Source organism: Shigella sonnei (genome assembly GCF_002950395.1).
GTDB lineage: Bacteria > Pseudomonadota > Gammaproteobacteria > Enterobacterales > Enterobacteriaceae > ECMA0423.
The window spans coordinates 2,263,972-2,278,576 of record NZ_CP026802.1 but is presented as its reverse complement, the minus strand read 5'-3'; the positions used below and the strand labels follow the sequence as shown (position 1 = coordinate 2,278,576).

Genomic DNA, 14,605 nt, shown 5'->3' with positions numbered 1-14,605 from the left:
ATACACAATGAGTAGCGTAGATATTCTGGTCCCTGACCTGCCTGAATCCGTAGCCGATGCCACCGTCGCAACCTGGCATAAAAAACCCGGCGACGCAGTCGTACGTGATGAAGTGCTGGTAGAAATCGAAACTGACAAAGTGGTACTGGAAGTACCGGCATCAGCAGACGGCATTCTGGATGCGGTTCTGGAAGATGAAGGTACAACGGTAACGTCTCGTCAGATCCTTGGTCGCCTGCGTGAAGGCAACAGCGCCGGTAAAGAAACCAGCGCCAAATCTGAAGAGAAAGCGTCCACTCCGGCGCAACGCCAGCAGGCGTCTCTGGAAGAGCAAAACAACGATGCGTTAAGCCCGGCGATCCGTCGCCTGCTGGCTGAACACAATCTCGACGCCAGCGCCATTAAAGGCACCGGTGTGGGTGGTCGTCTGACTCGTGAAGATGTGGAAAAACATCTGGCGAAAGCCCCGGCGAAAGAGTCTGCTCCGGCAGCGGCTGCTCCGGCGGCGCAACCGGCTCTGGCTGCACGTAGTGAAAAACGTGTCCCGATGACTCGCCTGCGTAAGCGTGTGGCAGAGCGTCTGCTGGAAGCGAAAAACTCCACCGCCATGCTGACCACGTTCAACGAAGTCAACATGAAGCCGATTATGGATCTGCGTAAGCAGTACGGTGAAGCGTTTGAAAAACGCCACGGCATCCGTCTGGGCTTTATGTCCTTCTACGTGAAAGCGGTGGTTGAAGCCCTGAAACGTTACCCGGAAGTGAATGCTTCTATCGACGGTGATGACGTGGTTTACCACAACTATTTCGACGTCAGCATGGCGGTTTCCACGCCGCGCGGCCTGGTGACGCCGGTACTGCGTGATGTCGATACCCTCGGCATGGCAGACATCGAGAAGAAAATCAAAGAGCTGGCAGTTAAAGGCCGTGACGGCAAGCTGACGGTTGAAGATCTGACCGGTGGTAACTTCACCATCACCAACGGTGGTGTGTTCGGTTCCCTGATGTCTACGCCGATCATCAACCCGCCGCAGAGCGCAATTCTGGGTATGCACGCTATCAAAGATCGTCCGATGGCGGTGAATGGTCAGGTTGAGATCCTGCCGATGATGTACCTGGCGCTGTCCTACGATCACCGTCTGATCGATGGTCGCGAATCCGTGGGCTTCCTGGTAACGATCAAAGAGTTGCTGGAAGATCCGACGCGTCTGCTGCTGGACGTGTAGTAGTTTAAGCTTCACCTGCACTGTAGACCGACGTGGATAGGGTGTCGGTCTACGGTTTAAAAGATAACGATTACTGAAGGATGGACAGAACACATGAACTTACATGAATATCAGGCAAAACAACTTTTTGCCCGCTATGGCTTACCAGCACCGGTGGGTTATGCCTGTACTACTCCGCGCGAAGCAGAAGAAGCCGCTTCAAAAATCGGTGCCGGCCCGTGGGTAGTGAAATGTCAGGTTCACGCTGGTGGCCGCGGTAAAGCGGGCGGTGTGAAAGTTGTAAACAGCAAAGAAGACATCCGTGCTTTTGCAGAAAACTGGCTCGGCAAGCGTCTGGTAACGTATCAAACAGATGCCAATGGCCAACCGGTTAACCAGATTCTGGTTGAAGCAGCGACCGATATCGCTAAAGAGCTGTATCTCGGTGCCGTTGTAGACCGTAGTTCCCGTCGTGTGGTCTTTATGGCCTCCACCGAAGGCGGCGTGGAAATCGAAAAAGTGGCGGAAGAAACTCCGCACCTGATCCACAAAGTTGCGCTTGATCCGCTGACTGGCCCGATGCCGTATCAGGGACGCGAGCTGGCGTTCAAACTGGGTCTGGAAGGTAAACTGGTTCAGCAGTTCACCAAAATCTTCATGGGCCTGGCGACCATTTTCCTGGAGCGCGACCTGGCGTTGATCGAAATCAACCCGCTGGTCATCACCAAACAGGGCGATCTGATTTGCCTCGACGGCAAACTGGGCGCTGACGGCAACGCACTGTTCCGCCAGCCTGATCTGCGCGAAATGCGTGACCAGTCGCAGGAAGATCCGCGTGAAGCACAGGCTGCACAGTGGGAACTGAACTACGTTGCGCTGGACGGTAACATCGGTTGTATGGTTAACGGCGCAGGTCTGGCGATGGGTACGATGGACATCGTTAAACTGCACGGCGGCGAACCGGCTAACTTCCTTGACGTTGGCGGCGGCGCAACCAAAGAACGTGTAACCGAAGCGTTCAAAATCATCCTCTCTGACGACAAAGTGAAAGCCGTTCTGGTTAACATCTTCGGCGGTATCGTTCGTTGCGACCTGATCGCTGACGGTATCATCGGCGCGGTAGCAGAAGTGGGTGTTAACGTACCGGTCGTGGTACGTCTGGAAGGTAACAACGCCGAACTCGGCGCGAAGAAACTGGCTGACAGCGGCCTGAATATTATTGCAGCAAAAGGTCTGACGGATGCAGCTCAGCAGGTTGTTGCCGCAGTGGAGGGGAAATAATGTCCATTTTAATTGATAAAAACACCAAGGTTATCTGCCAGGGCTTTACTGGTAGCCAGGGGACTTTCCACTCAGAACAGGCCATTGCATACGGCACTAAAATGGTTGGCGGCGTAACCCCAGGTAAAGGCGGTACTACCCACCTCGGCCTGCCGGTGTTCAACACCGTGCGTGAAGCTGTTGCTGCTACTGGCGCTACCGCTTCTGTTATCTACGTACCAGCACCGTTCTGCAAAGACTCCATTCTGGAAGCTATTGATGCAGGCATCAAACTGATTATCACCATCACTGAAGGCATCCCGACGCTGGATATGCTGACTGTGAAAGTGAAACTGGACGAAGCCGGCGTTCGTATGATCGGCCCGAACTGCCCGGGCGTTATCACTCCGGGTGAATGCAAAATCGGTATCCAGCCGGGTCACATTCACAAACCGGGTAAAGTGGGTATCGTTTCCCGTTCCGGTACACTGACCTATGAAGCGGTTAAACAGACCACGGATTACGGTTTCGGTCAGTCGACCTGTGTTGGTATCGGCGGTGACCCGATCCCAGGCTCTAACTTTATCGACATCCTCGAAATGTTCGAAAAAGATCCGCAGACCGAAGCGATCGTGATGATCGGTGAGATCGGCGGTAGCGCTGAAGAAGAAGCGGCAGCGTACATCAAAGAGCACGTTACCAAGCCAGTTGTAGGTTACATCGCTGGTGTGACTGCGCCGAAAGGCAAACGTATGGGCCACGCGGGTGCGATCATTGCTGGTGGGAAAGGGACTGCGGATGAGAAATTCGCTGCTCTGGAAGCCGCAGGCGTGAAAACCGTTCGCAGCCTGGCGGATATCGGTGAAGCACTGAAAACTGTTCTGAAATAAATATCTGTAATAAGAAATAGCCCTCGCCGCTTCCCTCTACAGGAATGGCGAAGGGCTGTCGGTTTCGACATGGTTGGCCATCGTATGATGGCCTTTTTTGTGCTTATCGCGATGATTTTCGCTGCGCTATCAGGGTAAATTTATAGTCATCGGTATTAAAAGCGTTGCGGCTATATTCAAACACCCGACCATCAACTAAATATCCACGCGATACTTTTTCAAGAATCGGCTTTGTCTGGCTGATATTAAGCAGACGGCTCATCTCTTCGGTTGGCATCAGAGGAATGATTTCCTGTTCGCTACGATCGATAACCATCTTCTTCACTTCTTCAATAAAGTGATATTTCGAATTTTCCATGACCTGCCAGGTGAGATCCGGGAACAACGCAAGCGGCATCCAGGTTTCTTCCAGCGCCATTGGCTTTTGCTTGCGATAGCGCACGCGCTTCACATGCCACACACGATCCTGCGCGGTGATTTGTAGCTGTTGCTGAAGAAAATCGTCAGCCGGAATCACTTCAAATATCAGGATTTCACTGTGTGTATCGACGTGACGGTCCGACAGTTTTTCATCAAAACTGGTTAACTGAAAAATATCGTAATTGACCCGCTCTTCTTTGACGTAAGTCCCGCTGCCCTGAATGCTTTCGAGGATCTGCTGCTCGACTAGCTGGCGCAAAGCCTGACGCACCGTAACCCGGCTGACGCCAAACTCTGTTTGTAGCGCTGATTCAGTGGGTAACGCATCGCCAGGTTTAAGCTCGCCACGCGCAATTTGTTCACGAATGCGATCGGCAATCTGCCGGTATAAGGGCTTGTGTCCCATTTTTAGTATCTCATTAATACGAATTTAGCCATTATGCCGATAAATTCATCCTGTAAATAATACAAATACAATACAAATAATTTCAATCAAGTGAAATTGATCACATGATGGTATTGTTTTATCGGGCACACTGGCGCGACTATAAAAACGATCAAGTGAGGATCATGATGAATCTGACGACTCTGACCCACCGCGATGCGTTGTGTCTGAATGCGCGCTTTACCAGCCGTGAAGAGGCCATCCACGCGTTGACTCAACGTCTTGCTGCTCTGGGGAAAATTTCCAGTACTGAGCAATTTCTGGAAGAAGTGTATCGCCGTGAAAGCCTTGGCCCGACCGCCTTAGGTGAAGGGTTGGCTGTGCCGCATGGCAAAACTGCTGCGGTAAAAGAAGCGGCGTTTGCGGTCGCCACACTCAGCGAGCCGCTTCAGTGGGAAGGCGTTGATGGCCCGGAAGCAGTTGATTTAGTGGTGCTGCTGGCGATTCCCCCCAATGAAGCGGGTACTACGCATATGCAACTGCTGACAGCGCTGACCACGCGCCTTGCGGATGATGAGATTCGGGCGCGTATACAGTCGGCGACGACGCCTGATGAGTTGCTCTCGGCGCTGGATGACAAGGGAGGCACGCAACCTTCTGCCTCTTTTTCCAACGCGCCAACTATCGTCTGCGTAACGGCCTGTCCGGCGGGTATTGCTCACACCTATATGGCTGCGGAATATCTGGAAAAAGCCGGACGCAAACTCGGCGTAAATGTTTACGTTGAAAAACAAGGCGCTAACGGCATTGAAGGGCGTTTAACGGCGGATCAACTCAATAGTGCAACCGCCTGTATTTTTGCGGCTGAAGTCGCCATCAAGGAGAGTGAGCGTTTTAATGGCATTCCCGCGCTTTCAGTGCCTGTTGCCGAGCCGATTCGCCATGCAGAAGCGTTGATCCAACAAGCGCTTACCCTCAAGCGTAGCGATGAGACGCGTACCGTACAGCAAGATACGCAACCGGTGAAAAGTGTCAAAACGGAGCTGAAACAGGCACTGTTGAGCGGAATCTCTTTTGCCGTACCGTTGATTGTCGCGGGGGGCACGGTGCTGGCGGTCGCGGTATTACTGTCGCAAATCTTCGGGCTACAAGATCTGTTTAATGAAGAAAACTCCTGGCTGTGGATGTACCGCAAGCTGGGCGGCGGGCTGCTCGGAATTTTGATGGTACCGGTGCTCGCGGCCTATACCGCCTATTCTCTGGCAGATAAACCGGCGTTAGCGCCAGGCTTTGCGGCTGGACTTGCCGCCAACATGATCGGCTCCGGGTTTCTCGGCGCGGTCGTTGGCGGATTGATAGCCGGTTACTTGATGCGCTGGGTGAAAAATCACTTGCGTCTTAGCAGTAAATTCAATGGATTCCTGACTTTTTATCTCTACCCGGTGCTCGGTACGTTGGGAGCGGGCAGTCTGATGCTGTTTGTGGTGGGAGAACCTGTCGCATGGATCAATAACTCGCTTACCGCCTGGCTGAACGGTCTGTCAGGAAGTAACGCGCTGTTGCTGGGTGCCATTCTCGGTTTTATGTGTTCCTTTGACCTTGGAGGGCCAGTGAACAAAGCCGCTTATGCATTCTGCCTGGGCGCAATGGCGAACGGCGTTTACGGCCCGTATGCCATTTTCGCCTCCGTCAAAATGGTTTCGGCATTTACCGTAACCGCTTCCACGATGCTCGCACCGCGCCTGTTTAAAGAGTTTGAAATTGAGACCGGGAAATCCACCTGGCTGTTAGGGCTGGCAGGTATTACCGAAGGGGCGATCCCGATGGCGATTGAAGATCCGCTGCGGGTTATTGGTTCGTTTGTGCTGGGCTCTATGGTAACGGGCGCTATTGTCGGTGCGATGAATATCGGCCTTTCGACACCCGGTGCCGGCATTTTCTCGCTCTTTTTACTTCATGATAATGGCGCGGGCGGTGTTATGGCGGCAATTGGCTGGTTTGGTGCGGCATTGGTGGGGGCTGCAATCTCGACTGCAATTCTCCTGATCTGGCGGCGTCACGCGGTTAAGCATGGCAACTATCTGACTGATGGCGTAATGCCATAAACAAAAAGGAAACGACGATGAAAGCGGTATCTCGCGTTCACATCACCCCGCATATGCATTGGGATCGGGAGTGGTATTTCACCACCGAAGAGTCACGCATTCTGCTGGTCAATAATATGGAAGAGATCCTGTGCCGACTGGAACAGGACAACGAATACAAATATTACGTACTCGACGGGCAAACGGCGATCCTCGAAGATTATTTCGCGGTGAAACCGGAAAACAAAGACCGCGTGAAGAAACAGGTAGAAGCCGGTAAGTTGATTATCGGCCCCTGGTATACCCAGACCGATACCACGATTGTTTCTGCGGAATCCATCGTCCGTAATCTGATGTACGGAATGCGTGACTGCCTCGCGTTTGGCGAGCCGATGAAAATAGGTTATTTACCGGATTCCTTTGGCATGTCCGGGCAACTGCCGCATATTTACAATGGATTTGGCATTACCCGCACTATGTTCTGGCGCGGATGTTCGGAGCGCCACGGTACTGATAAAACCGAGTTTTTGTGGCAAAGCAGTGACGGTAGCGAAGTGACGGCGCAGGTGCTGCCGCTGGGCTACGCCATCGGTAAGTACTTACCTGCCGACGAAAACGGATTACGTAAACGCCTCGACAGTTATTTTGACGTGCTGGAAAAAGCGTCTGTAACCAAAGAGATTTTGCTGCCGAATGGTCATGACCAGATGCCATTGCAGCAAAATATCTTCGAAGTGATGGATAAGCTACGTGAGATCTACCCTCAACGTAAGTTTGTGATGAGCCGCTTTGAAGAGGTATTTGAGAAGATCGAAGCGCAGCGTGAAAGTCTGGCCACCCTGAAAGGTGAATTTATCGATGGCAAATATATGCGCGTACATCGCACCATCGGTTCCACGCGCATGGATATCAAAATTGCCCACGCACGTATTGAAAATAAGATTGTTAATCTGCTGGAACCGCTGGCAACGCTGGCCTGGACGTTGGGTTTTGAATACCACCACGGCTTGCTGGAGAAAATGTGGAAAGAGATCTTAAAAAATCATGCCCACGACAGTATCGGTTGTTGTTGCAGTGACAAAGTTCATCGCGAAATTGTCGCCCGCTTCGAACTGGCTGAAGACATGGCGGATAATCTGCTGCGTTTCTACATGCGCAAAATTGCCGATAACATGCCACAGAGTGATGCCGACAAACTCGTGCTGTTTAACCTGATGCCCTGGCCGCGGGAAGAAGTTATTAACACCACTGTGCGGCTGCGCGCCAGCCAGTTTAATCTACAAGACGATCGCGGTCAGCCTGTACCGTATTTTATTCGCCATGCCCGTGAGATCGATCCTGGCCTAATCGATCGGCAAATTGTTCATTATGGCAATTATGATCCCTTTATGGAGTTTGATATTCAGATCAACCAGATTGTCCCTTCTATGGGCTATCGCACGCTTTATATTGAAGCGAATCAGCCTGGCAACGTGATTGCGGCAAAAAGTGACGCTGAAGGGATTCTGGAAAATGCTTTCTGGCAGATTGCGCTCAATGAGGATGGTTCTCTGCAACTGGTAGATAAAGACAGCGGTGTGCGCTATGACCGGGTATTGCAAATTGAAGAAAGCTCTGATGATGGTGATGAATATGACTATTCACCCGCAAAAGAAGAGTGGGTAATTACCGCAGCGAACGCGAAACCGCAATGCGATATTATTCATGAAGCCTGGCAGAGCAGGGCTGTTATCCGCTATGACATGGCAGTGCCGCTCAATTTGTCAGAACGCAGCGCCCGGCAATCCACTGGCAGAGTAGGGGGGGTGTTGGTTGTCACTCTTAGTCATAACAGCAGGCGTATTGATGTGGATATCAACCTTGATAACCAGGCTGACGATCATCGCCTTCGTGTCCTGGTCCCTACACCTTTTAACACTGACAGTGTTCTGGCAGATACGCAGTTTGGTTCGCTAACGCGCCCCGTGAACGACAGTGCAATGAACAACTGGCAGCAAGAAGGCTGGAAAGAAGCGCCGGTTCCGGTATGGAATATGCTCAACTATGTTGCCTTACAGGAAGGGCGTAACGGCATGGCTGTCTTTAGCGAAGGGTTACGTGAATTTGAAGTCATCGGTGAAGAGAAGAAAACCTTTGCCATTACGTTGCTGCGTGGCGTGGGCTTACTGGGCAAAGAAGATCTGCTTTTAAGGCCTGGGCGGCCTTCGGGAATTAAAATGCCAGTCCCGGACTCACAACTACGTGGTCTGCTTTCTTGTCGCCTAAGTTTATTGAGTTATACCGGTACGCCAACCGCCGCTGGTGTAGCTCAGCAGGCGCGAGCATGGCTGACTCCAGTACAGTGTTACAACAAAATCCCATGGGATGCGATGAAGCTCAACAAAGCCGGATTCAACGTGCCGGAAAGTTATAGTTTGTTGAAAATGCCCCCAGTGGGATGCCTGATAAGCGCACTTAAGAAAGCTGAAGACCGACAAGAAGTGATTTTACGGCTGTTTAATCCGGCTGAATCAGCAACCTGTGATGCGACTGTTGCTTTCAGTCGCGAGGTGATTTCTTGCTCAGAAACGATGATGGATGAACACATTACCACCGAGGAAAATCAAGGTTCAAATCTATCGGGGCCTTTTTTACCCGGCCAGTCACGGACGTTCAGTTACCGGCTTGCCTGAATAGCAATCAAACCGAAGCCACATATGCGCGGCCAGATTGTTGACAAAGGGCGCTTTGTTCATGCCGGATACGGCATGAACGCTTTATTCGGTCTACAAAAGCAGGCAAATTCAATATATTGCAGAGATGATGTAGACACTGGCAAGCGTAGCGCATCAGGTAATTTTGCGTTTATCTTCACTCTCAAGCCACGTATATGTGGCTTTATTTTTAACAAAATAATAACCCTGGGTGAGTTAATTATAATATAATTACAAGTTAATTAAATGTTAATATCGGCGGGGTGGATTTATGCCTTTATTAGTAATCCTGAAACTCTGCGTCGTATTAGCCAGTGACCAAAAAAAGAATTAAGGTCAACCGTGCTGTTTTTGCTTCGTCTCTTTTTATCTTTAAATTGCCAACCGAAACTAATTTCAGCCTTATAACTCACACATTTTAAACATAAATGTCACTAAAGTTACCTTATTGAAACATGATTAACATAATTTGTAGGAATTGATATTTATCAATGTATAAGTCTTGGAAATTGGCATCAAAAAGAGATAAATTGTTCTCGATCAAATTGGCTGAAAGGCGGTAATTTAGCTATAAATTGATCACCGTCGAAAAATGCAAATTTGCTTCAACAAAAACCTGTTTATTGTAAGGATTTTGCGGCGTAATATATACGTGGGATCAATTTGAGTTTTTATTAACATGTTTGCAACCTTTCTTTACGCCGTTTTTGTGTGCATTCACATGGTATGATGAAAGTGTTCAAACAAATTTCTATTGGGGCATGCGTGTGACCCTTTCTAACGGGGTTCACTCTCGGAGTCTTCATGCGATGAGCAAGGAGTCATGATGTTAGATATAGTCGAACTGTCGCGCTTACAGTTTGCCTTGACCGCGATGTACCACTTCCTTTTTGTGCCACTGACGCTCGGTATGGCGTTCCTGCTGGCCATTATGGAAACGGTCTACGTCCTCTCCGGCAAACAGATTTATAAAGATATGACCAAGTTCTGGGGCAAGTTGTTTGGTATCAACTTCGCTCTGGGTGTGGCTACCGGTCTGACCATGGAGTTCCAGTTCGGGACTAACTGGTCTTACTATTCCCACTATGTAGGGGATATCTTCGGTGCGCCGCTGGCAATCGAAGGTCTGATGGCCTTCTTCCTCGAATCCACCTTTGTAGGTCTGTTCTTCTTCGGTTGGGATCGTCTGGGTAAAGTTCAGCATATGTGTGTCACCTGGCTGGTGGCGCTCGGTTCAAACCTGTCCGCACTGTGGATTCTGGTTGCGAACGGCTGGATGCAAAACCCAATCGCGTCCGATTTCAACTTTGAAACTATGCGTATGGAGATGGTGAGCTTCTCCGAGCTGGTGCTTAACCCGGTTGCTCAGGTGAAATTCGTTCACACTGTAGCGTCTGGTTATGTGACTGGCGCGATGTTCATCCTCGGTATCAGCGCATGGTATATGCTGAAAGGTCGTGACTTCGCCTTCGCTAAACGCTCCTTTGCTATCGCTGCCAGCTTCGGTATGGCTGCTGTTCTGTCTGTTATTGTTCTGGGTGATGAATCCGGCTACGAAATGGGCGACGTGCAGAAAACCAAACTGGCTGCTATTGAAGCCGAGTGGGAAACGCAACCTGCGCCTGCTGCCTTTACTCTGTTCGGCATTCCTGATCAGGAAGAGGAGACGAACAAATTTGCGATTCAGATCCCTTACGCACTGGGCATCATTGCAACGCGTTCCGTGGATACCCCGGTTATCGGCCTGAAAGAGCTGATGGTGCAGCATGAAGAACGCATTCGTAACGGGATGAAGGCGTACTCTCTGCTCGAACAACTGCGTTCTGGTTCTACCGACCAGGCGGTTCGTGACCAGTTCAATAGCATGAAGAAAGACCTCGGTTACGGTCTGCTGCTGAAACGCTATACGCCAAACGTGGCTGATGCGACTGAAGCGCAGATTCAACAGGCAACCAAAGACTCCATCCCGCGTGTAGCGCCGCTGTACTTTGCGTTCCGTATCATGGTGGCGTGTGGCTTCCTGCTTCTGGCAATCATCGCGCTCTCTTTCTGGAGTGTCATCCGCAACCGCATTGGCGAGAAAAAATGGCTTCTGCGCGCCGCGCTGTACGGTATTCCGCTGCCGTGGATTGCTGTAGAAGCGGGCTGGTTCGTGGCTGAATATGGCCGCCAACCGTGGGCTATCGGTGAAGTGCTGCCGACAGCTGTGGCGAACTCGTCACTGACCGCAGGCGATCTCATCTTCTCAATGGTGCTGATTTGCGGCCTGTATACCCTGTTCCTGGTGGCAGAATTGTTCTTAATGTTCAAGTTTGCACGCCTCGGCCCAAGCAGCCTGAAAACCGGTCGCTATCACTTTGAGCAGTCTTCCACGACTACTCAGCCGGCACGCTAAGACAGGAGTCGTCAAATGATCGATTATGAAGTATTGCGTTTTATCTGGTGGCTGCTGGTTGGCGTTCTGCTGATTGGTTTTGCAGTCACTGACGGTTTCGACATGGGGGTGGGCATGCTCACCCGTTTCCTCGGTCGTAACGACACCGAGCGTCGAATTATGATTAACTCCATTGCACCACACTGGGACGGTAACCAGGTTTGGCTGATCACCGCGGGCGGCGCACTCTTTGCTGCCTGGCCGATGGTCTATGCCGCTGCGTTCTCCGGCTTCTATGTGGCGATGATCCTCGTGCTGGCGTCTTTGTTCTTCCGTCCGGTCGGTTTTGACTACCGCTCCAAGATTGAAGAAACCCGCTGGCGTAACATGTGGGACTGGGGCATCTTCATTGGTAGTTTCGTTCCGCCGCTGGTAATTGGTGTAGCGTTCGGTAACCTGTTGCAGGGCGTACCGTTCAACGTTGATGAATATCTGCGTCTGTACTACACCGGTAACTTCTTCCAGTTGCTTAACCCGTTCGGCCTGCTGGCAGGCGTGGTGAGCGTAGGGATGATCATTACTCAGGGCGCAACCTATCTGCAAATGCGTACCGTGGGCGAACTGCACCTGCGTACCCGTGCAACGGCTCAGGTGGCTGCGCTGGTGACACTGGTCTGTTTCGCACTGGCTGGCGTATGGGTGATGTACGGTATCGATGGTTATGTCGTGAAATCGACAATGGACCATTACGCAGCCTCTAACCCACTGAATAAAGAAGTGGTTCGTGAAGCTGGCGCATGGCTGGTTAACTTCAACAACACGCCAATTCTGTGGGCTATTCCGGCACTGGGTGTGGTTCTTCCGCTGCTGACCATCCTGACTGCACGTATGGATAAAGCCGCGTGGGCGTTTGTGTTCTCCTCCCTGACGCTGGCCTGCATCATCCTGACAGCCGGTATCGCAATGTTCCCGTTTGTGATGCCGTCCAGCACCATGATGAACGCAAGTCTGACAATGTGGGATGCAACTTCCAGCCAGCTGACGCTTAACGTCATGACTTGGGTTGCGGTGGTTCTGGTACCGATCATTCTGCTCTACACCGCTTGGTGTTACTGGAAAATGTTCGGTCGTATCACCAAAGAAGATATTGAACGTAACACCCACTCTCTGTACTAAGTAAGGAGCTAAAAATGTGGTATTTCGCATGGATTCTGGGAACGCTTCTTGCCTGTTCGTTTGGGGTAATCACCGCGCTGGCGCTTGAACACGTCGAATCAGGCAAAGCCGGTCAAGAAGACATCTGATGAGTAAGATTATCGCGACCTTGTATGCGGTAATGGACAAGCGCCCCCTGCGGGCGCTTTCCTTCGTGATGGCGCTTCTGTTAGCAGGATGTATGTTTTGGGACCCATCTCGTTTTGCCGCGAAGACCAGTGAACTGGAAATCTGGCATGGTTTATTGCTGATGTGGGCCGTCTGTGCTGGTGTGATTCACGGCGTGGGCTTTCGTCCGCAGAAGGTTCTTTGGCAAGGGATTTTTTGCCCATTGCTTGCCGATATTGTTCTCATTGTCGGGCTGATTTTCTTCTTCTTTTAAATCAGAATTCTCTTTAAAAAATTATGGGCCGCTCCAGGCCCATAAATTTTTACGCTCCCTTAACTTGCCCTCATTCCCAAACCTCAATCGCGCGCGTATAGTAGCAGCGTTTAAAAGCTCTAACTTTTGTTGCATTACCGGGATGTAAAGTGAATACAACGCTGTTTCGATGGCCGGTTCGCGTCTACTATGAAGATACCGATGCCGGTGGTGTGGTGTACCACGCCAGTTACGTCGCTTTTTATGAAAGAGCACGCACAGAGATGCTGCGTCATCATCACTTCAGTCAGCAGGCGCTGATGGCTGAACGCGTTGCCTTTGTGGTACGTAAAATGACGGTGGAATATTACGCACCTGCGCGGCTCGACGATATGCTCGAAATACAGACTGAAATAACATCAATGCGTGGCACCTCTTTGGTTTTCACGCAACGTATTGTCAACGCCGAGAATACTTTGCTGAATGAAGCAGAGGTTCTGGTTGTTTGCGTTGACCCACTCAAAATGAAGCCTCGTGCGCTTCCCAAGTCTATTGTCGCGGAGTTTAAGCAGTGACTGACATGAATATCCTTGATTTGTTCCTGAAGGCTAGCCTTCTGGTTAAACTTATCATGTTGATTTTGATTGGTTTTTCAATCGCATCCTGGGCCATTATTATCCAGCGGACCCGTATTCTTAACGCAGCGGCGCGCGAAGCCGAAGCGTTTGAAGATAAATTCTGGTCTGGAATCGAACTCTCTCGCCTCTATCAAGAGAGTCAGGGGAAACGGGATAATCTGACTGGTTCGGAACAAATATTTTACAGCGGGTTCAAAGAGTTTGTGCGCCTGCATCGTGCCAATAGCCATGCGCCGGAAGCCGTAGTGGAAGGGGCGTCGCGTGCTATGCGTATCTCCATGAACCGTGAACTTGAAAATCTGGAAACGCACATTCCGTTCCTCGGTACGGTTGGCTCCATCAGCCCGTATATTGGTCTGTTTGGTACGGTCTGGGGGATCATGCACGCCTTTATCGCCCTCGGGGCGGTAAAACAAGCAACACTGCAAATGGTTGCGCCCGGTATCGCAGAAGCGTTGATTGCGACTGCAATTGGTCTGTTCGCCGCAATTCCGGCGGTAATGGCTTATAACCGCCTCAACCAGCGCGTAAACAAACTGGAACTGAATTACGACAACTTTATGGAAGAGTTTACCGCGATTCTGCACCGCCAGGCGTTTACCGTTAGCGAGAGCAACAAGGGGTAAGCCATGGCCAGAGCGCGTGGACGAGGTCGTCGCGATCTCAAGTCCGAAATCAACATTGTACCGTTGCTGGACGTACTGCTGGTGCTGTTGCTGATCTTTATGGCGACAGCGCCCATCATCACCCAGAGCGTGGAGGTCGATCTGCCAGACGCTACTGAATCACAGGCGGTGAGCAGTAACGATAATCCGCCAGTGATTGTTGAAGTGTCTGGTATTGGTCAGTACACCGTGGTGGTTGAGAAAGATCGCCTGGAGCGTTTACCACCAGAGCAGGTGGTGGCGGAAGTGTCCAGCCGTTTCAAGGCCAACCCGAAAACGGTCTTTCTGATCGGTGGCGCAAAAGATGTGCCTTACGATGAAATAATTAAAGCACTGAACTTGTTACATAGTGCGGGTGTGAAATCGGTTGGTTTAATGACGCAGCCTATCTAAACATCTGCGTTTCCCTTGCTTGA

13 protein-coding genes are annotated in these 14,605 nt (G+C 50.9%); 12 read left to right on the top strand and 1 reads right to left on the bottom strand.

Annotation, left to right across the window (positions count from 1 at the left end; all coding sequences use genetic code 11):
• The first annotated feature begins 7 nt into the window (after positions 1 to 7).
• The 3 genes from odhB to sucD all read left to right on the top strand — a co-directional run bounded on the left by odhB (position 8) and on the right by sucD (position 3,354).
• On the top strand, positions 8 to 1,225 hold the full coding sequence (odhB, locus tag C1P89_RS12160; protein WP_000099823.1) for a 2-oxoglutarate dehydrogenase complex dihydrolipoyllysine-residue succinyltransferase: 1,218 nt from the start codon (positions 8 to 10) through the stop codon (positions 1,223 to 1,225).
• Between the two features lie 93 nt (positions 1,226 to 1,318).
• Positions 1,319 to 2,485, top strand: a complete 1,167-nt coding sequence (sucC, locus tag C1P89_RS12155) for an ADP-forming succinate--CoA ligase subunit beta (protein WP_001048602.1) — start codon at positions 1,319 to 1,321, stop codon at positions 2,483 to 2,485.
• A complete protein-coding gene (gene sucD, locus C1P89_RS12150; protein ID WP_000025458.1) occupies positions 2,485 to 3,354 on the top strand; it encodes a succinate--CoA ligase subunit alpha in 870 nt (289 codons plus the stop codon). Before sucC ends, sucD begins: the two co-directional genes overlap by 1 nt.
• A gap of 103 nt (positions 3,355 to 3,457) precedes the next feature.
• On the opposite strand, the gene mngR is transcribed toward sucD, so the two are convergent.
• On the bottom strand, positions 3,458 to 4,180 hold the full coding sequence (mngR, locus tag C1P89_RS12145; protein WP_000509893.1) for a mannosyl-D-glycerate transport/metabolism system transcriptional repressor MngR: 723 nt from the start codon (positions 4,178 to 4,180) through the stop codon (positions 3,458 to 3,460).
• Positions 4,181 to 4,347: 167 nt separating this feature from the next.
• On the opposite strand from mngR, the gene mngA reads away from it, so the two are divergent.
• From mngA to tolR, 9 genes are all read left to right on the top strand, one after another.
• Entirely contained in the window at positions 4,348 to 6,264 is a 1,917-nt protein-coding gene (gene mngA, locus C1P89_RS12140) for a PTS 2-O-a-mannosyl-D-glycerate transporter subunit IIABC (protein ID WP_001054863.1), read from the top strand.
• Positions 6,265 to 6,281: 17 nt separating this feature from the next.
• On the top strand, positions 6,282 to 8,915 hold the full coding sequence (gene mngB / locus C1P89_RS12135; protein ID WP_000648984.1) for a mannosylglycerate hydrolase: 2,634 nt from the start codon (positions 6,282 to 6,284) through the stop codon (positions 8,913 to 8,915).
• A gap of 847 nt (positions 8,916 to 9,762) precedes the next feature.
• Positions 9,763 to 11,331 (top strand): cytochrome ubiquinol oxidase subunit I, encoded by a 1,569-nt coding sequence (gene cydA, locus C1P89_RS12130; RefSeq protein ID WP_000884361.1) that lies wholly within the window; start codon positions 9,763 to 9,765, stop codon positions 11,329 to 11,331.
• Between the two features lie 15 nt (positions 11,332 to 11,346).
• Positions 11,347 to 12,486 (top strand): cytochrome d ubiquinol oxidase subunit II, encoded by a 1,140-nt coding sequence (gene cydB / locus C1P89_RS12125; protein WP_000568275.1) that lies wholly within the window; start codon positions 11,347 to 11,349, stop codon positions 12,484 to 12,486.
• 14 nt (positions 12,487 to 12,500) lie between these two features.
• Positions 12,501 to 12,614 carry a cytochrome bd-I oxidase subunit CydX gene (gene cydX, locus C1P89_RS12120; protein WP_000270282.1) on the top strand — a complete coding sequence of 38 codons (114 nt, stop codon included), beginning with the start codon at positions 12,501 to 12,503 and terminating at the stop codon, positions 12,612 to 12,614.
• Positions 12,614 to 12,907 carry a cyd operon protein YbgE gene (gene ybgE, locus C1P89_RS12115; protein WP_000034602.1) on the top strand — a complete coding sequence of 98 codons (294 nt, stop codon included), beginning with the start codon at positions 12,614 to 12,616 and terminating at the stop codon, positions 12,905 to 12,907. Before cydX ends, ybgE begins: the two co-directional genes overlap by 1 nt.
• A gap of 149 nt (positions 12,908 to 13,056) precedes the next feature.
• A complete protein-coding gene (ybgC, locus tag C1P89_RS12110) occupies positions 13,057 to 13,461 on the top strand; it encodes a tol-pal system-associated acyl-CoA thioesterase (RefSeq protein WP_001098384.1) in 405 nt (134 codons plus the stop codon).
• Positions 13,458 to 14,150: a Tol-Pal system protein TolQ gene (tolQ, locus tag C1P89_RS12105; RefSeq protein ID WP_000131314.1), complete on the top strand. Its 693-nt coding sequence runs from the start codon at positions 13,458 to 13,460 to the stop codon at positions 14,148 to 14,150. The genes ybgC and tolQ overlap by 4 nt, the downstream gene beginning before the upstream one ends.
• A gap of 3 nt (positions 14,151 to 14,153) precedes the next feature.
• Positions 14,154 to 14,582: a colicin uptake protein TolR gene (gene tolR, locus C1P89_RS12100; RefSeq protein ID WP_000090097.1), complete on the top strand. Its 429-nt coding sequence runs from the start codon at positions 14,154 to 14,156 to the stop codon at positions 14,580 to 14,582.
• Positions 14,583 to 14,605: the final 23 nt, after the last annotated feature.